Origin of the sequence: uncultured Butyricimonas sp. (genome assembly GCF_959596855.1) — a bacterium.
GTDB lineage: Bacteria > Bacteroidota > Bacteroidia > Bacteroidales > Marinifilaceae > Butyricimonas > Butyricimonas muris.
In genome coordinates, this window is record NZ_CAUFYA010000052.1 from 1 (window position 1) to 24,575 (window position 24,575).

A 24,575-nucleotide genomic window follows, 5' to 3' on the forward strand; every position below is an offset into this window, starting at 1 on the left:
AGAATTGAAACTGAACGTGTTTATTGTCGGGATTTGGAACGTGATTCCGTCGGCTTCAAACTTATTCGAAAAAGACTTTATCTTTCCGTCTATTTCCACGTAACAAGTTCCGTTACCCTCGTATAAAGCGGTTTCTATAGAGTCTTTGATTCTTGAAACGGTATCTTTCTCATGGCTTATCCGAAGCCTGTCTATCACTAGAAAAATCTCTTTGCCGGGATCAAGTGATTCATTTTTATCAATCAAATCGGAAATACGGATAAATTCGTCCCCGTATTTAATTCTCGAAAATCCTTGACTGACCAAGAGAGGAAGTCCATCGTCCGTCATGTCTTTGGATTTTGCCATGATAATGACGGTCTGTTCCATGTCTTGATCCAGTATATACTGGCTTATATCATCCACGCTATGACGTTTTACTTCTTCACCGGAAACAGGTGAAAAGGTTTTCCCCATTCTGGCATACAGAAGTTTAATATAGTCATAAAGTTCCGTGGATGTTCCCACCGTTGAACGCGGGTTCGATGTGTTTACTTTCTGCTCGATGGCAACGGCAGGGGGGATACCTTTAATGTAATCGCATTCCGGTTTATTCAATCTTCCAAGAAATTGGCGCGCATACGAAGAAAGACTTTCCACGTAACGCCGCTGTCCTTCGGCATATAACGTATCAAAAGCCAGTGATGATTTACCGCTACCGGAAACCCCGGTAATAACCACCAACTGGTTCAATTTAATGTCAAGATCTATATTTTTCAGGTTATGCACCCGTATTCCTTTCAACTCTATTCTCTGCTTACTCATATCTGTCCTTCCAAAATATCTACAAAGATACGACTTTTCTCACAAAAAAAGCACCCTTTGAGGGGTGCTTTTAGCGTTTGGAATATGTTTGGAAATGCGTTTAAGTCTTGTTAATGACTTGTTTTAATTTATTCGGAAACTACTTCGAACTCTACATCAATTTTTACTTCTCTATGAAGTTTGATAAGAGCGGTGTAAGTTCCTATTTCTTTTACGTCTTTCAGTACGATTTTCTTCCGGTCGATATCGAATCCTTTCTCTTTCAGACTTTCAGAAATCATGATACTGTTTACAGAACCGAAAATCTTACCGGTAGAACTGGTTTTAGCACCGATGGTAAGTTTTACTTCTGCTAATTGTGCTGCTAATTCTTCTGCTTCAGCTTTTAATTTAGCTTCTTTGTGAGCTCTTTGTCTCAAGTTTTCCGCTACAACTTTTCTTGCTGAAGGGGTTGCTAAAATAGCATAGCCTTGAGGGATAAGATAGTTACGACCGTAACCTTGCTTAACATCAACGATGTCATCCTTATGTCCCAAGTTTGCTATATCTGTCAATAAAATTATCTCCATTTGTGTCCTCCTTCCTTAAAATTATTTCATCAAGTCGGTTAAGTAGGGCAACAAAGCAAGATGTCTTGCTCTCTTCACTGCGGTTGCTACTTTCTTTTGGTACTTTACAGAAGTTCCAGTAATTCTTCTGGGAAGAATCTTGCCTTGTTCGTTCAAGAATTTCTTTAAAAATTCCGGATCCTTGTAGTCGATAAATTTGATTTTTGCTTTTTTGAATCGACAGTACTTTTTCTTTTTGATTTCAACCGTTGGGGGGGTTAAATATCTAATTTCACTTTCGTTCTGTGCCATGGCTTATTTCTCCTCTTGTTTTACTTGATTTTTTGCTCTTCTTTTCAATGCATACTCGTAAGCATACTTGTCTAATCTGAACGTCAAGAAACGAATCACTTTTTCGTCTCGTCTGTAAGAAGTCTCCAGTTTATCAACTAAAGTTCCTTCTCCTTCGAATTGAAACAAGTGATAAAAACCTGTCGTCTTCTTTTGGATTGGATAAGCCAGCTTGCGTAGACCCCAAGCCTCCTCGTGCTCGATATTACCTCCATTTTCGGTAATAACAGCCTTGAATTTTTCTACCGCTTCCTTTACCTGTATTTCAGATAAAACGGGAGTTGTGATGAAAACGGTTTCGTAATGATTCAACATAACTGATTGTTTATTAATACATTAATCTAATAAAAATTATTTTATCGCCCGCAAAGTTAGCACTTTTGTTTGGATTTACAAAGAAATCCTCAATTTTAGATTTTCTTTCTACTTCCATATCTTGCGTTTATTCAACTCTCGATGGTACTCCCGGGCATAGGCATTGTGTTGCCGAAGTGTACGGGAGAAATTATGGTAGCCGGAAAAATCACTTTTCGCGCAAAAGAATAAATAATCGTGTTTCTGATAATTCAGAACACTATCTATAACTTTTATTGAAGCCATACGAATAGGGCCGGGGGGCAGTCCGGCATACATATAAGTATTATAAGGAGAATCTATTTGCATATGACGGTCCAGAATACGGCTGATCGTGAAATCACCGAGCACGAATTTCAACGTGGGACAAGCATCTAATTTTATTCCTTTGTTTAATCTGTTCATGTAAACTCCGGCGATGACAGGGTATTCTTCTGCCTTTACAGTCTCTTCTTCTATAATTGAAGCTAACGTGATCACCTCTTCGGGACTTAATCCTATTTCTCTGGCTTTTGCCATACGGTTTTCATTCCAGAAGCGGGCATATTCTTTTTTCATCCGTTTTAGCAAATCCATGGCCGGGATATTCCAATAAATCTCGTACGTATTTGGAATAAACATCGCCAAAATGGTATTCGAATTGAACCCTAATTCTGCGAGAACGTCCGAATCTGTCAGTAAAGCCATTAATTCATCTTTGGAAACAGCCAATTCTTCTTGAGCTTCATCGGCAAACTCTTCAATAGTCCGCATATTATTAAAGGTAAAATGAACCGGAACTTGATTTCCCACCCGAAACATATTAACCAGTTCGTTGTTGTTCATTCCATCACGGATTTTATATTTTCCGGATTTTACAGAAGAAGAAAACTTCTTCAGTTTCGCCACGCTACTGAGGGTATTGGGATTCTTGATGTATCCCCGGCTTCGCAGTGTTTTAAACACTTGAGCGACAGAATTACTATCCCGGATATAAAGAATTCCATCATCTGTCACGACAGTATTAGGGGAGAACACGTAATAATAACCGATTCCACCCATGACAGCCACTAACGCCATGATTATTATAACAAATACAAGAATTCTTTTTACTATCTTACTCATAATTAATTTTCTTCCCTGAAATATAATTTATAGTAATTCATATCACGGGCGGAATCATATCCTTTTTCAATATATTTCTTTTGCCCGTGTATATACACGTGAAAATTCTTATCCAATTTCAATATATGCTTGAAGAATCTCTTTTCATCTTTAACCGCACTGTTGGAAACATCGAACTGGTCTTTTAAAGACAATTCGTTCTTTTCCTCGTAATAATTTTTGAAATCTTCGAAAGCATTGATTATCTGTGGATCATTGACAACTTCATCCTTGAAAAGGTTCTCGTTAAACACGTCCGCCTTTTTAAAATAATCTATCGAGCGATTCAACATATCAATCTGGTCTGCTTTCGGGATATCATTTTCTTGATTATAAACCTCTTGCACGAAATCTTTGCAAAGTTTCAAGTAGTTGGATGTCTGGAAATAGTTATCATCACACTGTTCCAACCCCAAGAAATCCGTTGTCCAATAAACAGCTTCCGAGGAGTTCGTTTTATCGAGAATGCTTACCCGATAACCGTTTTCCCCGTCAACATTGAATACCAGACAAGCTTTATCCAATTTCTTGATATTAATACCTCGTTCACTTTCAAGCTGGTAACTATTCTCATTAAGAATAATTTTCAAGAAAGTATCTTTTGTTTCGGACTTGAAGATACCAACGGCATCACAAGGACCTTCTTCCAACACACAGTTTTTGAAATGCACCATATAGAGTTCTCCCGCCTTGATATTCGGATGATTGGATTGGTCAAACAAATGTTGCGCGATATTCACGGAAGCCTCGTATAGATTGGATTCATCTTCAAAAACAGAACTTACAGTACTATATACCAAGTTATTATACAAGTCGTCCTCCACGGGTGCAAAACGATAATAAGCGTCTTTCTTGAAAGGGGAGAGGAAATAACTTTTCAATAGGTTGTGTACGTCCGCATCATCCGGCAGAAAACATGACTCGGAAAGGCGTATTTGACCATCCTCGTATTTATTACCGATATCGTGAATCACGATATTATTTATCTCACAAGTATCAAAGTTCATCATAATGCTAAAATCTAAAATGTACTCCTAAATTCAATGTTTCTTTAAACTGTATTTTTTTCGAATCGTTTTGATTATACACTGCGTTGGCATATATCGAAGTCTGCATGAAATAATTTATCTTGAATTTCAATGTCAGACGCCAGTCAACCGTCAGTTTTTCCGGCTGCTCGTAATAACTTGAGAATAACATCAAGTGATTGTCTATGTCAAGAAAATTGAAGAGAGAATGTTTGTTCTTCAATTCTATCTTGGCACCGGCATCACTTTTATATCTTTTCCCGGCTTCAATACCATACCGGGTTACATCCACTTTATTTGTATCCCGTACATATACCCATTGTCCGGCAATAGGAGAGAGATACAATGAAATATTATCCTTGGGTTTAAAGTCCAAACCCAAAGATAACGTAAAATTACAAGGTGACAAAAAATTGGCAATCACGGTTTCCCGATCCGAAGCATTGTAAGAATTAAACAGAACAGTATTCAGATCAAACTGCGTGGCATAATTCCAATGTCTGAAAGCTTTTACACCGACTTTTGATTGTATCTCTAATTTATCTTCATTTTTACTCAATTCCTCGCTTCCGCTTTTCAGCGCCCCCAAACGATAACGGAATGAATTTTCCCATGTCGTGGTTTTCTTTTTATAATTAATAAAATACTTTAAATCAGAGAGAATAGAAAGAGAACTTTCACCTCCACTTGCCCAGTTGTCACTAATAAAACCTTGTCCGAAAGACAACGTGACATCGGAATAATAAGTCCAATGCCGTCTTTCGAGTGTCCCGATCTTCATCTCGGCGAGAACAAAATAGATCGAATCGGATGCCACGAGTAACGGTTCCTCGCGCGGTTCTTGCAATATGGCAAATTTCTTGGTTTGATAAACATCTCCATCCAAAAAGAACTTCATCTGTTTACCATCAGGTAGGGTTTTTATCCAACCGCTAATCGTATCCCCACGGAAATTTTCTGTCATTAAACGATGATACTCCGTACGTCCCGTGTTCAACCAAATATTTTTAGAACGATTGGATACACCCAACACGGAAACCAGAACAGAATCACGACTTCTCTCTTTCATCCATTGGTAGTTTTCATCCTGTTCCATAAATGCTACAAGCGCTTCCAAATTCGGGTTTAGAAATATATCATACCGGGCTGAGTCCAACAAGCGTAATGAATCCAAGTCCGGATGTTGTTTGTAAAAATCAATACTATCTTTCGATATGCGTTCCTGTATTCTTTTGATAGCTTCTTCCTTTGCCTGTACTGTTTTGAAATAACTCCTCACGTAATCGAGCATATATTTAATATGCTCGTTTTCTGCATAATCTCTCAACGTATTAATTGCCCGGTTGAGTTCATAGTACTTTAATCGCTCTTTCTTTAGATTCTCCAGAGCGTATCGAGTCGCAGGATTACCTATATGAGTGTTTTTCAATTGTTTATACGCGTATCTTATCTGAGGTTTTGTGTGATAAAGAGAGTCTGCTCGAGTATGTTTGACCGGTAAAATATACGATGGACGTACCGTTATAACCCGAGAGTCCGTCTTTTCCTGTGCAAAAAGTGTATTCTGGGATAGGGCAAAAATAATAATTACAACAACAACAAACCTCATGAGATAATTAACTTGTTATTTGAACGGAGAGTTCGGCTCCTTTGCCATATGACCATAAGCAAGTTTATCCAGCAAGCTAGGGAACCATTTACTCAAAAACACGGATATTTTTCCTTCAACCAATGTCATAATAATTTCACGTTTCCGCTTAACAACTCCATTTACAATGATTTGAGCGCATCGTTCAGCACTCATCATTTTACTTTCGGCTCTTGGGCTGTCACCTTGTTGACTACCGTCAGCAACTAAAGCGGTTTTACGAATATTGGATGCCGTAAATCCCGGGGCGGCAACAAGTACGTGCAAACCTTTTTTCAAGTTCTCGACACGTAACGTATTCAAGAACCCGCGGACAGCAAATTTACTGGCTGAATATCCGGTTCTTCCCGGTAAACCGAGGAAGCCTGCCACGGAGATAATACCGACCAAACTACCTTTTGCCTGTAATAAATAAGGTAATGCATATTTCGTACAATACACGGTTCCCCAAAAATTGACATCCATTAAACGACGTATAACATCTATTTCCAAGTCTTCAAATAGAGCACGCATGGAAATTCCCGCGTTATTCACAAGGACATCAATTCTGCCAAAACGCTCATGAGTTTTCTCTATCAGATTTTTACAATCCGTTTCACGGGTGACGTCCGTCTGTACGGAAATAATTTCCGTTCCGCTTGCTTTCAGGTCATCCTCAATCTTTTTCAATTCCTCTGTATTTCTGGCACCCATGGAAATTTTGGCTCCGCGTCTGGCAAATTCATAAACCAACGCTTTACCAATACCGGAAGATGCACCTGTAATAATCACCACTTTGTTTTGCATGAATCTTGTTTCTTAGGTATTTAGAATTTCCTCGTTTTAACTTACAAATATAATAACAAGTTTAAAAGAATAAACAATCTCTATAAGAAAAAAGATTATTATATAAATGTTTTATAATTCATATTATGATAAGTAATATATATAAAAAAGAAAAGGGATGTTTTCCCTCTTCTTTTATATAGCTGTATTACATGTTGTTAAGCTTAGACATTGTATCGTTGTACTTGCTTTCATATTGCTTTTTACTAGCTTGCAAACGATAATACAATTCTTTCAAAGTAATCAAAGTATTTTTGTCGTTCGGTTGTAATTCTAAAGCTCTTTCAAAATAAGGAACCACAGCCTCGTATTGATCCATAATCTTGGCAAGTTCTGCGTTATATTCCTTAACATCAACGATATCCATAACAACCTTGTGTGCTTCGATTACGCGGTTCAACTGGATATTTCCCAAGTTATACTGTGCAAAGAAATCATCCGGTTTCAATTCCAACGTCTTGATATACATTTGTTCTGCTTTATCAGGTTGGTTTATTTTCTCGTATAATTGACCTTTAGCACGGTAATAATCAGGTTTATTCGGCTCCAGTCTGATTGCTGCATCCAAAAATTCTTCAGCTTTCGCGGGGGTATCTCCCATCAGATAATAGTTGATAAGTTCGATCAACATATATTCGTCATTCGGGAATAATTTGTGCCCCTCTTGCAAATACTTGACTGCTTCTTCTTGAATTGCTTTAGCGGTAATTGAATCCCCGGCTTCTTTGGCTTCGCGGCTTCTGCCTAAATAGATACTGGCTAACATGGCATAAATTCTGTTTGCCTCGTAACCCAATTCCATAGACTTTTTGTAATACTCGATAGCTTCATCCACATTACCGGCTTTATGAGCGGCAACACCCGCGTTATAGATCACGGCAGTATCCACTTTCTGTGTTCCATAAGGAGAAACATTGAGATCCAAAGTCTTTTTGAAATTATCGAAGGCTGCTTGGAAATAACTTTTAGCCGCTTCAGCTCCTTGTGCTTCTTCCACTTTGGTACCTTCGTTATAACATATGATACCTTGATTAGTGAAGTCAACAACAAGATTGGCAAATTGAGCCTTCAAGTCTTTTTCAAATTTCTTCTTATCATCCAATTGTATTACCTTTTGGAAAGATTCCCAAACAATCGGAAGCGGGTCTTTAGATAATTTCTTGTAGTTTTCATCTTGGCTCTCGAAGATACCTTGATAGATCTGTCCTCTCACGAAGTGTGCTTTCGGGTTGTTTACACATTTCTCATGTCCGATAGCTTCATCGATTAGCTCTTTTGCTTTATCTAGCTTTCCCTGCGTGTAAAAGCTAACAGCAGATGTCACTTTTCCCATTTGCGCGAAAGACACATTCACGCAAAGCAGAAGGGCAATGATAAAAGTTAGTTTTCTCATACGTTTAAAATTTGTGTTCCAATTAGATATTATTTGTAAATAATTATTCCTCATTGTTTTCTCCGGCTTCCTCTACATTCGTACTCTCCTGCCCTTCTTCCTGTCCCTCTTCTTCTTTTGAAGCTGAAACCTTAGCGACAGCGGCTATAGCGTCATCGTTCCGCAAATTAATCAATCTCACTCCTTGAGTGTTACGTCCCATAACTCGCAGCGTACTCACGTCAAGTCGGATAGTCAAGCCGGATTTATTAATGATCATCAAGTTATCTTCATCCGTAACATCCAATAGTGCGATTAATTCTCCCGTTTTATCTGTCATGTTAATGGTTTTCACACCCTTGCCACCTCGATTCGTGATTCGATAGTCTTCTATGCTAGAGCGTTTTCCATATCCGTTTTCTGAAACAACCAACACGTCTGCTTTGTCAGGTTCAACACAAATCATGCCAATCACTTCATCTTTTTCACTATCCAGAGTGATACCTCTTACCCCGGATGCCGTTCTACCCATGGGACGCACTTTTGCTTCCGGGAAACGAATCGCTTTACCAGATTTCACGGCTATCATGATATCATTTTCACCGTTAGTCAACTTGGCATCTAATAGTTGATCCCCGTCTTTAATCGTGATCGCGTTCACACCGTTTGCTCTCGGACGAGAATAGGCTTCCAGCGTGGTTTTCTTGACAATACCCCGCTTGGAACATAACACGATGTAATTGCTATTAATATAGTCGTTTTCTTTTAAATCCAGCGTGTTGATATATGCTTTTACTTTATCGTCCGGCTCTATATTCAACAGATTCTGTATTGCCCGACCTTTCGATTGTTTCGAGCCTTCCGGGATTTCCCAAACTTTCAGCCAGAAACACTTTCCTTTTTCGGTAAAGAACAACATGGTATTATGCATTGTCGCCATAATCATGTGTTCGAGGAAATCCTCGTCACGAGTCGCAGAACCTTTGGACCCTACCCCTCCTCTATTTTGTACCTTGTACTCGGAAAGCGGGGTACGCTTGATATATCCCATGTGAGAAATCGTGATAACCACTGCTTCATCTGCATAGAAATCTTCCGGGTTAAACTCCTCGGATGCGTACACGATATCGGTTCTACGCTCGTCATTATACTGAGCCTTTACTTGTAAAAGTTCATCTTTAATGATTTGCATTCTCAGTTCCACGCTAGCCAAAATTTCCTTCAAGTGCTCGATTAACTTGAGTAGATCATTGTATTCCGCTCTCAGTTTGTCCTGTTCAAGCCCTGTTAATTGGCGCAATCTCATTTCCACTATGGCCCGTGCCTGAATTTCCGTTAAAGAGAAAGTTTCCATTAAAGTATTTCTCGCCTCATCCGGCGTTTTGGATGCGCGAATAATACGGATAACTTCATCTATATGGTCACTGGCTATAATTAATCCTTCCAGAATATGAGCCCGGTCTTCCGCTTGTTTCAATTCAAATTGCGTACGGCGAATTACCACTTCATGGCGATGCTCCACGAACAAACGTATCAAATCTTTCAAGTTTAATAGTCGGGGTCGTCCTCCAACCAAAGCAATATTATTTACCCCGAAAGAAGTTTGAAGAGCTGTATGTTTTAACAAGGTATTCAATACCACGTTGGCTATCGCGTCTTTTTTCAAGTCAATCACGATACGCATACCACTCCGGTCAGATTCGTCGTTGATATTCGAAATACCGTCAATCTTCTTTTCATTTACCAAATCGGCAATACGGGAAATCAATTCGGCTTTATTCACCATGTAAGGGATTTCATGCACAATGATTTTTTCCCGTCCGTGGGGAGTCGTTTCAATAGATGTTTTGGAACGCACGATAATACGTCCTCTTCCCGTGTGGTAGGACTCCCGTACCCCGCTGTACCCGTAAATCGTTCCTCCCGTGGGGAAATCCGGGGCTTTGATTATCCGTATCAGGTCATCAATTTCGATATCGTTATCATCTATATAAGCACAAATAGCGTCCACCGTGTCACCTACGTTATGAGGTGCCATATTCGTTGCCATACCCACTGCGATACCGGAAGCTCCGTTCACTAATAATAAAGGTATCTTGGTCGGCATAACACTCGGTTCTTTCAACGATTCGTCAAAGTTCGGTATCATGTTTACCGTATCCTTATCCAAATCAGCCAGAATATCTTCAGAAATCTTCATTAAGCGAGCCTCCGTGTAACGCATGGCAGCAGGGCTATCCCCGTCCACTGACCCGAAGTTACCTTGCCCGTCTACTAACGGGTAACGCAAAGACCATCTTTGAGCCATACGCACCATTGCCATGTACACCGAGCTATCCCCGTGAGGATGATACTTTCCGAGTACCTCTCCCACGATTCTCGCTGACTTTTTGAATGGCTTACCGGATGTTACACCTAATTCGCTCATTCCAAACAATACCCTTCTCTGTACCGGTTTCAAACCGTCCCTAACATCAGGCAATGCACGCGACACGATCACCGACATTGAATAGTCAATGTACGAAGATTTCATCTCCTCCTCGATGTTGATCTTAATAATTTTTTCTCCGACGTTTTCCATTTATAATATTAAATTACTCTTTTAATTCATTATTCCCAAAATCCCACAAATGTAATAAAAACGATGAATTAAAGGAAATTTTTTTCCCGCAATATTCACAATTCAAAAACTAACATATCGTGTGCCAGCTTCACGTTATCCGGTAATTCACCCGAAACGTCACCGTGTAACCCCATTTGATGCCCGATATGCGTGATGTATGCCTGCTTCACGTTCAGTCGTTTCACCACCTCCAAAGCCTGTCCCAAGGTAAAATGCGATAGATGCGGCTCTTTCCGCAGGGCGTTGATTACAAGATATTCTACCCCTTCCAGTTTCTTCATACTTTCCTCCGGGATATAATTGGCATCGGTAACATACGCGAAGTTAGCGATACGAAACGCCGTGACCGGCAGTTTGTAATGCATGACCGTGATCGGTATAACCTCGATATCGTCAATCAGAAAAGGTTCCTCGCCCACCACGTGTATATTCATTTCCGGGACTCCCGGGTACTTGAATTTAGCGAAAGCGTAATCGTAATCTTTACGAACAGCTTTCATGGTCAAATAATTACAATAGACGTCAACCCCACCTTGTTTCACCCAGTTAAATGCCCGTATATCATCCAATCCCCCGATATGATCCTTGTGTTCATGTGTCAGCAGTAATGCCCTCACGTCCTTCACTTGCGCTTGCAGCATTTGGGTCCGGAAATCGGGTCCGGCATCAATGATTAATTTCTTGTCCTCTATATCAATCATTACGGAACTCCGCAATCGTTTATCGTGTTCGTCGGTCGAGCGACAAACATCACATTCGCAAGCGATAACAGGCACGCCCTGCGAAGTTCCACTTCCTAGTATCGTAACTTTCATCCGTTCACAACTATTTATCGCGAAATTAATAAGATTCGGAATAATCCCGTATATTTGCCGCAAACATTTTATTTATGGGAAAATTATATTTGCTTCCTAATTTGCTAGGGGAAACAACAGTCGAGGGGGTTATTCCCCGTGATGTGATCGACACGATCAAAAGTATCCGGATTTTTGCCACGGAAAATGTCAAAAACACCCGTCGATACTTGAAAAAAATAGATAAAACAATTCACATCGATGAACTGACTTTTCTGGATCTGAACGAACATTCGGACATCAAGGATATTGAGGCGTATATACCTTATTTGAAAGACAACGACGTGGGTATTATATCAGAGGCCGGATGTCCCGGTATCGCTGATCCGGGGGCAGAACTGGTAGCGCTGGCACATCGCCACAACTATCAAGTGATGCCGCTTGTCGGTCCCTCCTCCATCCTGCTCGCGCTTATTGCTTCCGGGTGCAACGGCCAGAATTTTTCTTTCAACGGCTATCTTCCCGTCAATCGTTCGGAACGAGTAAAAAGTCTGAGAACTTACGAGAAGCAATCCGCGGCAGAAAACCGTACCCAGATATTTATTGAAACACCCTATCGCAACCTGCAACTATTCGAGGATATCGTGTCTTCTCTCTCTCCCGTGACACGCCTCACGGTAGCTTGTGATATCACGACAGAAAACGAGTATATAAAAACAATGCAAATCAAGGACTGGAAACATGTTAAACCGGACATCAACAAGCGTCCGACTATCTTTATCTTGTACGCCAGACCATTCTAATTATTCAAATTACGATGAAGACTTATAAAAGAGTTTTATCCATAGCCGGTTCGGATAGCGGTGGCGGAGCCGGAATTCAAGCTGACTTGAAAGCGATCTCCGCTTGTGGTTGTTTTGCCATGACTGCCATAACTGCCGTAACCGCTCAAAATACCGTGGGAGTGAAAGCGATAGAGCCTCTCCCCGTTCATGTTATTGAAGCACAGATACGGGCTTGCCTGGATGATATCGGTGCTGATGCAGTGAAAATCGGTATGTTACATTCTGTTGATGTCATTCGCGCGATAGTAAAAGTATTGCAGGATTATCCTGTAAAACATATCGTGGTCGATCCGGTTATGGTAGCCACTTCCGGCGATCTTCTCGTGCAACGAGAGGCCATTGCGGTGCTTCAACAGGAACTTTTCCCGCTTGCCTCCGTGATTACCCCGAACACGTTCGAGATTGAAATACTGTCCGGAATGAAGATTAACACGCAGGAAGACCTGTACGCTTCCATCCCTAAAATGAAGAATATCGGAGCCAGCAATATTCTCTTGAAAGCAGGACATCTGGAATGCGAAGAAATAACCGATGTGCTGGTTGATTACAAGAACGATCGGGAATACCGTTACACCATGAAAAAAATCAATACGGTGAACACGCATGGTACGGGATGTTCACTATCATCCGCCGTTGCCGCGTATCTCGCTCACGATTACTCCATGGAAGAGGCCGTGCAAGCTGCTATTAATTACCTGTATGGGGCAATAGAAGCTGCCGCGAATTACCGGATCGGGCATGGACACGGGGCTGTTCATCATTTTTACAAGTGGTGGGAATGAAATCGAGGGGCCGCAATTGCAGCCCCTCGAAATATATAGTGTGGTTGTCAATGTGTTTTAAACCAACGGAATACATTACGGACAGTTTTGTCCAGCACGAGCGGATCATCAAAATATTGGGCATGAGTCACAGAACCTTCCCAAATCGCTAGCTTCTCTTCCGCTCGAATCGTGTCATACACGCGTTGAGCCGCTTGATATTCTTTCTCGTTTTCACCGCCATGAATAACAATGGTAGGTATTTTTACTTTGGAAGCCTCTTTCCGCTTGTAACAACCGGACACGAGGGCTATCGCTTTTAATCGTTTATCCGCTTCCGTACCTGCCAACACCTCGTTGGTACCGTTACAAATACCGATAGCGTATAATTTATCCGGATCAACCTCGTCCTTTAAACTCAAGTAATCAATAGCGGCTCTCACGTTTTGAGTTTCTTCCAACCCCAATACAACGTAACCGTAATTTGCCAGTCTAGTGGCATATTGTAATGATACCGGGGTATTTGACGTATTTTTGGGTCCTAAAACTATGATTGCCGGTTTTCTCCCTTTTTCTTGTGGGTTACACAACCATCCTTTGCTGTCTATGCCTTTATCTGTTAAAGTGACGTCTTCGCATCTATAAGTTCTCATACAATTTCCATGTTAAGTGAATTTGCTCTTTAATACGGAGAGTGAATAAGCAAAGTTACACTAGCAAAGTATAAAAAAAACAAAAATCTATTCGAGTTACCAAATAGATTTTTGTTATGAATTACAAATCAACAAATTAAAAGTTTTATAAGACAACTTGTAACTTGTGAACCTGTAACCTGCAACGTCAAGGCTTTGCCTTGATTATTTAAAATACCGGTTGTAAAGTCCTTCAAACCCTTTCCCGTGGCGTGCCTCGTCTTTGCACATCTCGTGAACGGTATCGTGGATTGCGTCCAAATCCAACTTTTTAGCTAAAGTAGCGATCCGTTTTTTATCCTCGCAGGCTCCTGCCTCTGCTTCCATACGTTTTTTCAAGTTCGTTTTGGTATCCCACACGCATTCTCCCAGCAACTCGGCAAATTTGGCAGCATGTTCCGCTTCTTCCCACGCGTAACGTTTGAATGCTTCAGCGATCTCCGGGTAACCTTCACGATCTGCTTGACGACTCATTGCCAAGTACATCCCAACTTCAGAACACTCCCCGTTAAAGTGAGCCCTTAATCCTTCCAAAACTTCCGGATCAACGCCTTTGGCAACGCCTAAACGATGCTCGTCAACAAAAGTCAACGCTCCCTCGGTTTCTACCAATTCTTTAAATTTGCTCTTCGGTTGTTTACATTGAGGACAAAATTCCGGAGCTTCATCTCCCTCGTGAACATAGCCACATACTGTACAAATAAATTTTTTCATAACGCACTCTTTTTAATGAATTAATTATATGATTTTTCCTTTTTCTTCCGCGCATTTTTTGCAATACCCTTTATAATAAAGGTGTGTTTCCGTGATGAGCAATTCTCCTACCCCGTCCAACACGATTGCTTCCCGGTTCTCGATCGGGATGTCGTACACGCACCCGCATCCTAAACACATGAAATGAGCATGATCGCTCGTGTCTACGTCAAACCGAACATTCTTTTCATCAATCACGAGAGCTTTTATCGCACCTTGCTCCATGAACAACCGCATAGTATTGTACACGGTCGTTTTCGACAAAGTAGGCATCGTCGGGTACAAAGCCCCGTATATCTCGTCAGCCGTGGGATGCACCCTATTCTTCATGAGATATTCCATGATAGCCATTCGTTGTACGGACGGTTTAATATCATATTGTAGCATGTACTCTCTCGTGTCTTGAATTGTACTCATTGCTAATTTGTAATTGTTACAAAATTATATCGAGTGCAAATATCGTCATCTTTTTTATAATCGCAACATCTTCTTGTTGATTTTACTATAATTTAGAACCATTCCAATTTTAACGTTTCACGTTTCTGTTCAACAGAGATAAATAAGTATATTGCTTACCAATGGATTATCCAACCTTAATCTAGGGTTATCCCCAGGTAATAAAACCTCACACCCTTTACAAAATACTTATACCCCGCTTACAACACCACTAAGCGGGGTACTTGTAAGGGTATTAAAACTGATTTGTAAGTAAGTTGAGCAAGGATAACCCCGAAATAACTATTGATAAACACTAGAAACAATACTTATTACGAATACATTGAAATATTCAACTTTTTGTATTACACTTGAAATATTTTTATAGATTTGCATCATGTTTTTCATAGGACCATCGGTCAATATATTTGTCTACTTGCTTGTTTCAGCTTTTTTCGTGGTGTGTTTCTACCCGAAAGACCAAACAAAGCTCCCGGAAGCGCTTCCGGGGAACACTGTTCATTTTTATAATTTAACCGGTAATCACGTACTCCATTATCAGGAAGTACACGAAAAACAAACAAAAACCGAAGTCAAGAAAATATTTATCCCGCATATTGATAGTCCGGAGCGACTATATTATACTCCCCCCGCGGAATCCAAGGCTCCGTGTCTAACCTTGAAAACGTTAAGGGCACCCCCGACGTGTCTGTATTTTATTGTGTCCGTATGTATTTAACTTAGGACAAATGATTGACATGTCAAACAATTTAATCATTGATAAAAATATGCGAAAATTATATAGCTCTTTGCTATTTATGACAATTTGCGGTTCTTTATCAGCCCAACGTTCACAGGTAATGCAGTCGGATGATACCACTTTCAGCGCTATCAAACAATTGCAGGAAGTGACTATCACCGCCGAGAAAAGAGAATTGTCTATCAGCGAGATTCCCGTTGCGCTTAGTGTTATTTCGGGAAAAAATCTGCTGAATGAAAATACACCGGATTTGCGTAATCTGTCGGGTATGATTCCCAATTTTTACATGCAGGAAGGTGGGTTAAAACTCTCCACCCCGCTTTACGTGCGCGGAATAGGAACCGTTTCGGGAACGCCGCCCGTGGGCTTATACGTGGACGGAGTTCCGGTCTTTGACAAGAACGCCTTTATTTTCGATCTATATGATATTAAACAGATCGAGGTACTGAGAGGTCCGCAAACCACTCTGTACGGGAGAAATAGTATTATCGGATTGATAAATATCAGAACCAATCCCCCCGCCTCGAAATTCACCCTGCAGGCAAAAGCCGGGGGTTCGAGTTATAACTCCCAGAACTACATGGTAACGGCAAATCTGCCCGTCCGGAATGTAGTATACAATAAATTATCTTTTTCTTACAACCGGACAGACGGGTATTTCAAGAACGATTTCACGGGAGGAAAAACCAATAAATCTGATTCTTACAACTTGCGCTATCAAGGACAATTACACACGAATGATACTTGGCAAGTGGCTTTAGGCATAAATTATAATCATAGTTTTGATGACGGATACGCCTATCATGCTATTGATTCACTGAAAGTACATCGCTACCGGGTGAATTATGATGCCGATGCTTCTTACAAACGGGACTTGGCTTCCGCCCACGTGAACGCACGGAAAACTTTTGACCGAACAGCATTAAGCTGGATTACCTCTTATTCATGGACAAAGGACAAGCAGGAATTGGATGCCGATTTTACATTCCATGACGTGTTCCGAAACGGGAAAAAATCAAAGCAGAACTTGGTTACACAAGAAATCAATTACCAGTCCACCGAGAGTGAAAAATTGGATTGGACTGTCGGGACATTCGGTTTCTACAAAGATCTGACGAACGATTATCTGGCTACTTTCGGGACTGAACGCCATTTATTGCTCCCCTTGGATTTGGATAAGACGTTGTATTACAATAACACGAGTACGTGGGGTATCGCGGGTTACGGGCAAGTCACTCTAAAAAATCTGCTTCCCGGTGTATTTGTCACCGTGGGATTACGATACGATTACGAGAAGGCATCACTCGATTACAGGGATAGCTTGTTATTCCACTGGGCAAACAGCTTTTCTGGGTTCCATGATTGGGAGGAAGATAACTCGTACAGCGCTTGGCTACCGAAATTCTCCGTGTTGAAAAAGTGGAACGGGCAACTATCGGCTTATGCCAGCATAGCCAAGGGATACAAAGCGGGAGGCTATAATATCATAGCGAATGATATGACCTCGCAGGTCGTAAAATTGGAGTATGATAAGGAAACCCTTTGGAATTACGAGATTGGGACAAAGTATTTCAGCCAAAACGGGCGTTTCAACGTGAATGCCGCTATTTTTTATATTGATTGGAAAGATCAGCAAATCTTCGTGATGGAGATGATGGGACCGATCATAAAGAACGCCGGAGATGCACGTAGTTTCGGTGCGGAAATGGATCTGACATGGGAATGCATGCCTCACCTCACCTATTTTCTTTCATCAGGGTACAGTAATTCCGAGTACTATCACCATTTGACTAAAGCATACGAGGGTAATAAAATCGTGATGGCTCCGGAATTTACGTTGAACACGGGATTCTCTTACCAAAAGAAAGTGAAAACACCTTTATTTCAGTCTTTCATGGCAACGACTTCCGTGACAGGTTTTGGCAAACAATATTTCGACGAAGCAAATACCTTGAAACAAAATCCTTATTTCTTGTGGAATATGAATTTTGGCGTTTCAGGGAAATACATAGACTTTCACGTGTGGGGGAAAAATATCTTGAATAAAGCCTTTTTCTGCTACATGTTCAACAGTCCGGTAGGCAAAAACTTACCCGAATACCTGAACTCCGGTCAATCCGGAGCTCCATCACGATTCGGGGCATCGATAACCATTAAAATTTAAATGACAAATCTTTTAATTAATCTAGTATGAAAAACAAATTAATGTATTTAGTAGCTGTGTTATTTGCAGCGTGTGTGAGTTTCTCATCTTGTAACGATGATGATGACGATGATATCCCCGCAGAATTTTCAGGGACTTGGAAGTTTGATAAAACTCATTTTGTTTTCGATTATTCAGAAGAGAGCATTTCAATACCCGGAATGGATCCTATGACTCCAGAAGAAATCACCAATATGGTTATTGACTTGGGAAATGAAAAAATGGGAGAATATTTCACGGGAATTCGTTTTGATTCTAAGAAGGAACTTACTGTCTTGATGAAAATAGATGGAGCAAGTAAAGAGTTGAGTGCTACATACGTTGTACAAAAATCAACAATTAATGTTACGCTAAATAAAGATGAACTTAGTGCACTTGTAGGAAAAGATATAGCTATGATGCCTGCCATTAGTTTAAAATACGAGATAGGAACAGCTGCTCTGACTCTTTATATTGATAAAACATATATTCAGACTCTATTATCTTTGGTAAAGGGACTTAACTTAGATTTATCAATGGAGGAGCAACTAATTCTTACGGCTGTTGAAACGATTTTAAATAAAACTACAACACTCGAAATCGGAGCAACTCTTAAACGCTAATTCATACTTTTCCCCGGCCACTAACATGCCGGGGAAAATTTTAAAATTCCAAACGCTTCATAGCATTTTTATATATTCCTAAGCATTTCTCCTAAATTATTTGTTTTTAAGTATTTTCGTCGGATACCCCTCTATATTATTGGTTTCTTTCCATTTTTATCTTCATATTCTCTAAAAATATCTTCCGATTAATGAAACTTTTTTTATAACTTATCGTTTCTATCCATTAGAATTACTAAATTTAAAGACAGTTTAATTTAAAACATAAGGATATGAAACCAGAAGAATTTAAAGATTTAGACGTGTTGATATCATCTGATATGATCAACAAAAGAGGTGCAGACAATAAATTTCAATTACCTGCTCTCCCCTACAAGGAAAATGCATTAGAACCCTATATTAGCGAGAGAACGATTCAATACCACTATGGTAAACACCTTGCTACCTATATCACGAACATGAACAACCTGATTGCCGGAACCGAGTTTGAAAAAATGTGTCTGGAAGGTATCGTGATCAAATCAGAGGGCGGAATATTCAATAATGCCGCACAAACTTACAACCATATTTTCTATTTCGAAACATTCCAACCGCATAATGCAGCAAAGGTTGCTCCTACCGGAAAAATAAAAGAATTGATAGATAAATCGTTTGGGAACTTTGATGCTTTCAAAGAAGCGTTTGCCAAAGCAGCCACTACCTTATTTGGTTCGGGTTGGGGCTGGTTGGTTGTCGACAAAGACGGGAAATTGGAAATCATGCAAACAAGCAACGCCGATACCCCATTGAAACATGGCAAGAAACCGATATTAACCATCGACGTTTGGGAGCACGCTTATTATTTGGACACTCAGAACGCTCGCCCGAAATACATCGAGAATTATTGGAATATTATCAATTGGGACGTTGTAAACAAACGACTGGCATAAAAGATAATCTATACTACACTTTTAACCTAGTCATGAGCGGAAGAATTTTTCTTCCGCTCATGACTTTTATAGCCTCTCCGGAATCTCTTTCGATAACTATTTTTCTATAATCTCCATCATTGTTTTTATAAAACCCAGTACTTAAGAAAGCCTTTATCGAGAACGTGTTGTCTTCAGAAGGGTCTGCCGATATTTCACGCCCACCAATTTCAATGATTTTTTCTTCCAACTTCTGAATAACTATTTTGCCGATACCTTTATTCAGGTACTCTTCTTCACCAATCAAATAACCAATTTCATAAGTGTGGTTCTCTTCGACAACGTCTCTATACAAGCTCTCAAAATCATGGCCTTCTTCCTCTAAATCTTTCAGAAAGAAACAATCAGCATAAAGGCAATACCCTATTTTCCTATCCTTATAGTGAATAATAAAATGTTTTATAAAATCATACTTACCATTTCTATTATTTACTTCATCCAACCAAGCCTCTCTTTGTTCTTCTCCATTCGGGCACAACCATTTGTAGATATATTCCTTGTTCAGCCAACTATTAAACAAGGGTATATCTTCATTAAACAGAGGTTGTAATATGATTTCGTTTTTATATATCATAAACTAAAGATCTTTTTCAGTACAACTCTTGTCTGCCAATAAACACAAAGGAATTATTGATTAGTACCATAAGACGATATTTATACTCAATACGCGAAGATAATTATTGTCTTATAATAATTATAGCCGATTACATAAAACTATAAAGTCCGTAAAATCAAAATATACTGATTTTACAGACTTTATAAGCAAGTATATTGCAAACCTCTACCGAATGATCTCCATCTCCTCGATCAGATGTTTTGCCCCGGCGTACTTGTCAATGATGAAAAGCACGAAGCGAATGTCAACCGCAATATTTCGACAGATTTCCGGACTGTATTGCATATCCGACATCACACCTTCCCATGCACGGTCAAAATTCAAACCGATTAGGTTACCCTCGGCATCCAATACCGGGCTACCGGAGTTACCGCCCGTCGTATGATTGGTAGCAATGAAACAAACCGGTACTTCCCCGTCTTGCGTGTACGGACCGAAATCCCGATTCTTGTAAAGATCCCGTAATTTTTGAGGTACATCATAATCGTAGATATTCGGGTTATCCTTTTCCATAATCCCTTTCAACGTGGTATACGGCGTGTAATAAACGGCATCCAAAGCCTTGTAACCGGACACTTTACCGTAAGCAATTCGTAACGTGGAATTAGCATCCGGATAGAACACTTTATCGGGTTGCATCTCCATCAAACCGGCCATCCACAACCGATTCAGAGTAACCAACTCCCGTTCTATACGACTTAACTCGGGATTGATTTTTTCGGAACGTAAGTTTTGAATACCTTCCATCATTTGATAAATCGGATCCTTCTCGAGCTTTTTAACCGTTTTGGCGTTCAATTTATCCACGAAGGCCAACAAGCGCTCTTCATGAGTAAAAATGGATTTTTTGAAAACATCTGCCGCATGGCGTTCGTAATTATTTCCTTTGATATCACGAATCACTCCCGGAATCCATTGCTCTCCTAAATCCTTGTTATTATACAATTTAAGCATTTCAACCAGAATACGTTTATCCGTGGCAGGATCATAATCTTTATAAAAGGACGTCACATAATCTTTTATCGTTTGCTTGAACTTATCCTTGTCCTCAGCTTTGTCAAAATACTCCAAAGCTCCCTTTATATTCCGAGCCAGACCTATCACTTCAGCACCGTTTAATCCGGCTTCCATCGCGTAAGCTGCGGCAAGAATATATTCCTCGCGGGCTGCATATAATTCTTTATAACGATCGGTCAAACCGATATACTGAGATTTCCCGTTCGCTTGTGCCCATTGATTGAAATTCTGTTCCAGAACACGTTTATTATCCGCCGTGTTGAAACGATCTAATCCCTTAATCTCCCCTTGCCATTTCTTCCATGCGTTAGCCACGTTGGCAGCTTTAGCGGCATATTTAATACGTAATAACTCGTCAGACTCCATAGCTGCATTGATCACGTCCAGTTTTGCCGTCCGAATCTTGATCTTGTGCGGGTCTTCCACGTTCGCTATCTGGTCGATAGCATAAGAAGTCAAGTACTCGTTCGTTGTTCCGGGATAACCGAATACCATAGTAAAATCACCTTCTTTCACACCCCGTGCAGAAACTTTGAAAAATTTAGCCGGTTTGTAAGGAACATTATTCGGTGAAACCGCTGCCGGTTCATTATCCGGTCCTGCATAAATACGGAGAACGGAAAAATCACCCGTGTGACGAGGCCATGTCCAATTATCCGTGTCCCCGCCGAATTTGCCGATAGCCGAGTTAGGAGCACCTACTAAACGTACATCCCGGAAGATTTTGAAAATAGACATGAAATATTGATTCCCGTTGAAATAAGGTTTGATATTTGCTTGTAAATTTGTGCCTTTAACAGCTTCGGCTTCCAACTTACGGCTAATCTCTTTTACCTTCTCTGCCCGTTCTTGTTCAGACATATTATCGTTCAATGCGGCATTGATTTTATCCGTCACGTCTTCCATTCGCACAAGGATTGAAGCCGTGGTGCCGGGATTCATCAACTCTTCTTGTAACGACTTTGCCCAAAAACCGTCACGCAAGTAATTATGTTCCAAACTCGAATGAGCTTGTATCATTCCGAAAGCACAATGATGATTGGTTATCATTAATCCTTGGTCACTCACGATTTCCGCAGTACAGAAATGCTGAAAAGGCGACCCCTCTCTTCCCAATCCAACCACGGCATCTTTCAACGAAGCCTGATTGATATCGTAAATATCTTCAGCAGTTAGTTTAAAACCGGCCTTTTGCATGTCTTCAATGTTGTATTTTTTCAACAACATCGGGATCCACATCCCTTCATCAGCAAAACCCGGTAAGGCAATCAGAATGAAAGCCAAGAAGCATAATGTAATTTTTCTCATTTACTGGTATTTTAAATAGTTATATATATTTAGAATTGTAACATTCGCAACGTTTCATACAACTTCTGCACCGGAAGTCCCATGACATTGTAAAACGATCCCTCGATACGTTCGATACCGATGTAACCAATCCATTCCTGTATACCGTAAGCTCCCGCTTTGTCAAAAGGTTTATATGTATCCACGTAATATTCTATTTCTTCGATAGATAGCGCTTTGAAAAATACATTTGTAAAAGACGAGAAAGACAATTGTTTGGTACATGTCGTGACGGAAACCCCGGTCACCACCAAATGACGGGCACCGGACAATTCCTGCAACATACGTATGGCATCTTCCCGACCGGTAGGTTTACCCAGTATTTTATCATGAATACAAACTACAGTATCGGCAGTAACCAACACTTCATCGGGTTTTAATTCATCTCGAAAAGCCTCGGCTTTCACCCGTGACAAGTATTCAGGAACTTTCTCCAACGCCAACCCGTCCGGATATTTTTCTTCTACATCTTTTAATCTAACCTCGAAAGTAAACCCCGCGTCTTTCATTAATTGTTGTCTTCGGGGAGACGCGGAAGCTAATACAAGTTTATAATTCTTTATAGAGTGCATTTCTGTCATAAATTATTTAAGCGTTGTATGAACAAACAGACTCAGTAACATGCATAAAACCATAAGTGTCCGAATCAATCGTAACTGAACTTTCATACATCCCTTGCGGCGGATAACTAGCGCGTACCCGATATAAGGTAAAATTAGAAATATTACCATATATATTCCGGCAAGCACACTTTCCGAGAATTTCCACAAGAAAAACGCAATCAAGGAAGAAATTACCAGTATCGTCAATCCTGTCAATAAAGTTCGCGTGGCAGAAATTCCCCATTTCACGGGTATTGTAGTGATTCCTTCTGCCCGATCGCCATTCACGCTGTAAATATCCTTGTTGATCTCGTATATCAACATGTTAAAGAACAAAAGATACGAGAAACAAAGTGTCCAATAGAATACCGAAGCAAATCCGACATGGGTTTTCACGACAACATCCGAGTACACGTCACTCAACAGCGGTATTTCAAACGTGATAACCGTCAAAGGAATCAATCCCGCCAAAAAGGCAACGCATAAATTACCCCATATAAAATACTTTTTGAAGCGGGAAGAATAAAACCATAGAATAAGGGAAATAATCAAAAATAGAAATACGATTTCACTGTGCTGAATACTTTGCGCGAGATAAAACGCTATCCCCACGGCAACCACGTTCAACAAGGTATGAAGCGTGATAGCAGTGCGACGACTGATTGTTTTCCCCACAATCACATGCCTGCTACCCGAAATCCGGTCAGCCTTGGTATCAAAATAGTCGTTTATCACGTAAGCAGCCGATACCAGACAACACACGGCAATCACCAGAAGCGAAAAATCACGTTCCGGCATTTGTAACGAGAAGCCTTCCTTGTTCAAGACAGGCAGAACAACCAGATAACGCGTGGCATACATCGTGAATGCCGTGAAAGCAATTGTTCTTAATCGTATTAATTTGAAAATTTCCAACATACGTCAGTTATTTGTCATTACATGCATTTCACGTGACACTGGGTATCCATCCATTCCCCTTTGGCTTTCAGTACTTGGGCTACAACATCACGCACGCACCCCAATCCACCCGGGGTATCTGATATATAGCGTGAAATCGATTTGATTTCCTCGCAAGCATCTGCCGGACATACAGGCATTCCCACTATCGTCATCACGTTGTAGTCTGGTATATCATCCCCCATATACATCACGTTTTCAGGATTCAAATTATATTTTTCGAGAAACTCGTTCAACGCTTCCACCTTGTTTGCCACCCCTAAATAGACTTCCGTAACGCCCAACTTATTAAAACGTTCCTTTACCCCGGGAGCATAACCACCGGAAATAATACACACGGGATATCCTTTTTTCACGCAATACATCATGGCATAACCGTCTTTCGTGCAAGATGTCCGTACCAAATCTCCCTCCGGGGTTATGTTCATCTCGTGACGAGAGAAAACACCATCCACGTCAAACGCGAAAGCTTCCACTTTTTTCAATTCTTCTTTGAACAGTTTCATGTTATATCATTTTAATTTTAT

The 24,575-nt window shown here is 40.4% G+C and carries 23 protein-coding genes and 1 pseudogene; 5 read left to right on the forward strand and 19 right to left on the reverse strand.

What is annotated here, in order from left to right:
- From Q5866_RS17685 to Q5866_RS17735, 11 genes and pseudogenes are all read right to left on the reverse strand, one after another.
- A pseudogene (locus tag Q5866_RS17685) lies at positions 1-804 on the reverse strand (excinuclease ABC subunit A); the annotation flags it as partial.
- 128 nt (positions 805-932) lie between these two features.
- Positions 933-1,373: a 50S ribosomal protein L9 gene (gene rplI, locus Q5866_RS17690; protein WP_186975380.1), complete on the reverse strand. Its 441-nt coding sequence runs from the start codon at positions 1,371-1,373 to the stop codon at positions 933-935.
- Positions 1,374-1,394: 21 nt separating this feature from the next.
- Complete coding sequence (rpsR, locus tag Q5866_RS17695; protein ID WP_018336357.1) at positions 1,395-1,664, reverse strand: 30S ribosomal protein S18; 270 nt, start codon at positions 1,662-1,664, stop codon at positions 1,395-1,397.
- A gap of 3 nt (positions 1,665-1,667) precedes the next feature.
- On the reverse strand, positions 1,668-2,015 hold the full coding sequence (rpsF, locus tag Q5866_RS17700; RefSeq protein WP_199691956.1) for a 30S ribosomal protein S6: 348 nt from the start codon (positions 2,013-2,015) through the stop codon (positions 1,668-1,670).
- 111 nt (positions 2,016-2,126) lie between these two features.
- Positions 2,127-3,161, reverse strand: coding sequence for an endolytic transglycosylase MltG (gene mltG / locus Q5866_RS17705; RefSeq protein WP_186975381.1), 1,035 nt, complete (start codon positions 3,159-3,161; stop codon positions 2,127-2,129).
- 2 nt (positions 3,162-3,163) lie between these two features.
- Positions 3,164-4,210, reverse strand: coding sequence for a nucleoid-associated protein (locus Q5866_RS17710; protein ID WP_186975382.1), 1,047 nt, complete (start codon positions 4,208-4,210; stop codon positions 3,164-3,166).
- A 4-nt stretch (positions 4,211-4,214) separates the two neighbouring features.
- Positions 4,215-5,657 carry a DUF3078 domain-containing protein gene (locus Q5866_RS17715; RefSeq protein WP_303181581.1) on the reverse strand — a complete coding sequence of 481 codons (1,443 nt, stop codon included), beginning with the start codon at positions 5,655-5,657 and terminating at the stop codon, positions 4,215-4,217.
- Between the two features lie 195 nt (positions 5,658-5,852).
- Positions 5,853-6,662 (reverse strand): SDR family oxidoreductase, encoded by an 810-nt coding sequence (locus Q5866_RS17720; protein ID WP_303181582.1) that lies wholly within the window; start codon positions 6,660-6,662, stop codon positions 5,853-5,855.
- 187 nt (positions 6,663-6,849) lie between these two features.
- Positions 6,850-8,094 (reverse strand): hypothetical protein, encoded by a 1,245-nt coding sequence (locus Q5866_RS17725; protein ID WP_227214710.1) that lies wholly within the window; start codon positions 8,092-8,094, stop codon positions 6,850-6,852.
- A gap of 43 nt (positions 8,095-8,137) precedes the next feature.
- The gene (gyrA, locus tag Q5866_RS17730) at positions 8,138-10,654 is read right to left on the reverse strand and encodes a DNA gyrase subunit A (RefSeq protein ID WP_303181583.1); all 2,517 of its coding nucleotides are present in this window, start codon (positions 10,652-10,654) and stop codon (positions 8,138-8,140) included.
- 95 nt (positions 10,655-10,749) lie between these two features.
- Positions 10,750-11,511 (reverse strand): MBL fold metallo-hydrolase, encoded by a 762-nt coding sequence (locus Q5866_RS17735; RefSeq protein WP_303181585.1) that lies wholly within the window; start codon positions 11,509-11,511, stop codon positions 10,750-10,752.
- A gap of 74 nt (positions 11,512-11,585) precedes the next feature.
- Between Q5866_RS17735 and Q5866_RS17740 the strand changes: the two genes are divergently transcribed.
- Both Q5866_RS17740 and thiD read left to right on the forward strand, forming a co-directional pair.
- Positions 11,586-12,293 (forward strand): SAM-dependent methyltransferase, encoded by a 708-nt coding sequence (locus tag Q5866_RS17740; protein WP_303181586.1) that lies wholly within the window; start codon positions 11,586-11,588, stop codon positions 12,291-12,293.
- A gap of 14 nt (positions 12,294-12,307) precedes the next feature.
- The gene (thiD, locus tag Q5866_RS17745) at positions 12,308-13,117 is read left to right on the forward strand and encodes a bifunctional hydroxymethylpyrimidine kinase/phosphomethylpyrimidine kinase (protein WP_303181587.1); all 810 of its coding nucleotides are present in this window, start codon (positions 12,308-12,310) and stop codon (positions 13,115-13,117) included.
- 47 nt (positions 13,118-13,164) lie between these two features.
- On the opposite strand, the gene Q5866_RS17750 is transcribed toward thiD, so the two are convergent.
- The 3 genes from Q5866_RS17750 to Q5866_RS17760 form a co-directional block, all read right to left on the reverse strand.
- Positions 13,165-13,749 carry an alpha/beta hydrolase gene (locus Q5866_RS17750; protein ID WP_099292470.1) on the reverse strand — a complete coding sequence of 195 codons (585 nt, stop codon included), beginning with the start codon at positions 13,747-13,749 and terminating at the stop codon, positions 13,165-13,167.
- Positions 13,750-13,953: 204 nt separating this feature from the next.
- Complete coding sequence (locus tag Q5866_RS17755; RefSeq protein WP_027202454.1) at positions 13,954-14,502, reverse strand: NADH peroxidase; 549 nt, start codon at positions 14,500-14,502, stop codon at positions 13,954-13,956.
- Positions 14,503-14,526: 24 nt separating this feature from the next.
- Positions 14,527-14,958 (reverse strand): Fur family transcriptional regulator, encoded by a 432-nt coding sequence (locus tag Q5866_RS17760; RefSeq protein ID WP_099292471.1) that lies wholly within the window; start codon positions 14,956-14,958, stop codon positions 14,527-14,529.
- Positions 14,959-15,764: 806 nt separating this feature from the next.
- On the opposite strand from Q5866_RS17760, the gene Q5866_RS17765 reads away from it, so the two are divergent.
- The 3 genes from Q5866_RS17765 (at position 15,765) to Q5866_RS17775 (ending at position 19,470) form a co-directional block, all read left to right on the forward strand.
- Positions 15,765-17,900, forward strand: coding sequence for a TonB-dependent receptor (locus Q5866_RS17765; RefSeq protein WP_303181589.1), 2,136 nt, complete (start codon positions 15,765-15,767; stop codon positions 17,898-17,900).
- Positions 17,901-17,926: 26 nt separating this feature from the next.
- Positions 17,927-18,541 carry a hypothetical protein gene (locus Q5866_RS17770; protein WP_303181590.1) on the forward strand — a complete coding sequence of 205 codons (615 nt, stop codon included), beginning with the start codon at positions 17,927-17,929 and terminating at the stop codon, positions 18,539-18,541.
- A gap of 320 nt (positions 18,542-18,861) precedes the next feature.
- Positions 18,862-19,470, forward strand: coding sequence for a superoxide dismutase (locus Q5866_RS17775; RefSeq protein WP_099294551.1), 609 nt, complete (start codon positions 18,862-18,864; stop codon positions 19,468-19,470).
- Between the two features lie 13 nt (positions 19,471-19,483).
- Here Q5866_RS17775 and Q5866_RS17780 read toward each other — a convergent pair whose 3' ends face one another.
- The 5 genes from Q5866_RS17780 to Q5866_RS17800 all read right to left on the reverse strand — a co-directional run bounded on the left by Q5866_RS17780 (position 19,484) and on the right by Q5866_RS17800 (position 24,554).
- On the reverse strand, positions 19,484-20,083 hold the full coding sequence (locus Q5866_RS17780; protein ID WP_303181591.1) for a GNAT family N-acetyltransferase: 600 nt from the start codon (positions 20,081-20,083) through the stop codon (positions 19,484-19,486).
- Positions 20,084-20,290: 207 nt separating this feature from the next.
- The gene (locus Q5866_RS17785) at positions 20,291-22,450 is read right to left on the reverse strand and encodes a S46 family peptidase (protein ID WP_303181592.1); all 2,160 of its coding nucleotides are present in this window, start codon (positions 22,448-22,450) and stop codon (positions 20,291-20,293) included.
- Positions 22,451-22,479: 29 nt separating this feature from the next.
- On the reverse strand, positions 22,480-23,070 hold the full coding sequence (locus tag Q5866_RS17790) for a Maf family nucleotide pyrophosphatase (RefSeq protein ID WP_186975389.1): 591 nt from the start codon (positions 23,068-23,070) through the stop codon (positions 22,480-22,482).
- A gap of 3 nt (positions 23,071-23,073) precedes the next feature.
- A complete protein-coding gene (locus tag Q5866_RS17795; RefSeq protein ID WP_292267655.1) occupies positions 23,074-24,009 on the reverse strand; it encodes a geranylgeranylglycerol-phosphate geranylgeranyltransferase in 936 nt (311 codons plus the stop codon).
- A 17-nt stretch (positions 24,010-24,026) separates the two neighbouring features.
- Entirely contained in the window at positions 24,027-24,554 is a 528-nt protein-coding gene (locus Q5866_RS17800; RefSeq protein ID WP_099292479.1) for an HAD family hydrolase, read from the reverse strand.
- Positions 24,555-24,575: the final 21 nt, after the last annotated feature.

Excerpts from the sequence above, each read along its gene's own strand:
- Q5866_RS17765 (WP_303181589.1), top strand. The coding sequence starts at position 15,765 with ATGCGAAAATTATATAGCTCTTTGCTATTTATGACAATTTGCGGTTCT.
- Q5866_RS17785 (WP_303181592.1), bottom strand. The coding sequence starts at position 22,450 with ATGAGAAAAATTACATTATGCTTCTTGGCTTTCATTCTGATTGCCTTA.
- Q5866_RS17770 (WP_303181590.1), top strand. The coding sequence starts at position 17,927 with ATGAAAAACAAATTAATGTATTTAGTAGCTGTGTTATTTGCAGCGTGT.
- Q5866_RS17800 (WP_099292479.1), bottom strand. The coding sequence starts at position 24,554 with ATGAAACTGTTCAAAGAAGAATTGAAAAAAGTGGAAGCTTTCGCGTTT.
- Q5866_RS17760 (WP_099292471.1), bottom strand. The coding sequence starts at position 14,958 with ATGAGTACAATTCAAGACACGAGAGAGTACATGCTACAATATGATATT.
- Q5866_RS17740 (WP_303181586.1), top strand. The coding sequence starts at position 11,586 with ATGGGAAAATTATATTTGCTTCCTAATTTGCTAGGGGAAACAACAGTC.
- Q5866_RS17710 (WP_186975382.1), bottom strand. The coding sequence starts at position 4,210 with ATGATGAACTTTGATACTTGTGAGATAAATAATATCGTGATTCACGAT.
- Q5866_RS17795 (WP_292267655.1), bottom strand. The coding sequence starts at position 24,009 with ATGTTGGAAATTTTCAAATTAATACGATTAAGAACAATTGCTTTCACG.
- gyrA (WP_303181583.1), bottom strand. The coding sequence starts at position 10,654 with ATGGAAAACGTCGGAGAAAAAATTATTAAGATCAACATCGAGGAGGAG.
- rpsR (WP_018336357.1), bottom strand. The coding sequence starts at position 1,664 with ATGGCACAGAACGAAAGTGAAATTAGATATTTAACCCCCCCAACGGTT.
- Q5866_RS17720 (WP_303181582.1), bottom strand. The coding sequence starts at position 6,662 with ATGCAAAACAAAGTGGTGATTATTACAGGTGCATCTTCCGGTATTGGT.
- mltG (WP_186975381.1), bottom strand. The coding sequence starts at position 3,161 with ATGAGTAAGATAGTAAAAAGAATTCTTGTATTTGTTATAATAATCATG.
- Q5866_RS17735 (WP_303181585.1), bottom strand. The coding sequence starts at position 11,511 with ATGAAAGTTACGATACTAGGAAGTGGAACTTCGCAGGGCGTGCCTGTT.
- Q5866_RS17780 (WP_303181591.1), bottom strand. The coding sequence starts at position 20,083 with ATGATATATAAAAACGAAATCATATTACAACCTCTGTTTAATGAAGAT.
- Q5866_RS17775 (WP_099294551.1), top strand. The coding sequence starts at position 18,862 with ATGATCAACAAAAGAGGTGCAGACAATAAATTTCAATTACCTGCTCTC.
- Q5866_RS17755 (WP_027202454.1), bottom strand. The coding sequence starts at position 14,502 with ATGAAAAAATTTATTTGTACAGTATGTGGCTATGTTCACGAGGGAGAT.
- rplI (WP_186975380.1), bottom strand. The coding sequence starts at position 1,373 with ATGGAGATAATTTTATTGACAGATATAGCAAACTTGGGACATAAGGAT.
- Q5866_RS17725 (WP_227214710.1), bottom strand. The coding sequence starts at position 8,094 with ATGAGAAAACTAACTTTTATCATTGCCCTTCTGCTTTGCGTGAATGTG.
- Q5866_RS17790 (WP_186975389.1), bottom strand. The coding sequence starts at position 23,070 with ATGACAGAAATGCACTCTATAAAGAATTATAAACTTGTATTAGCTTCC.
- thiD (WP_303181587.1), top strand. The coding sequence starts at position 12,308 with ATGAAGACTTATAAAAGAGTTTTATCCATAGCCGGTTCGGATAGCGGT.
- Q5866_RS17750 (WP_099292470.1), bottom strand. The coding sequence starts at position 13,749 with ATGAGAACTTATAGATGCGAAGACGTCACTTTAACAGATAAAGGCATA.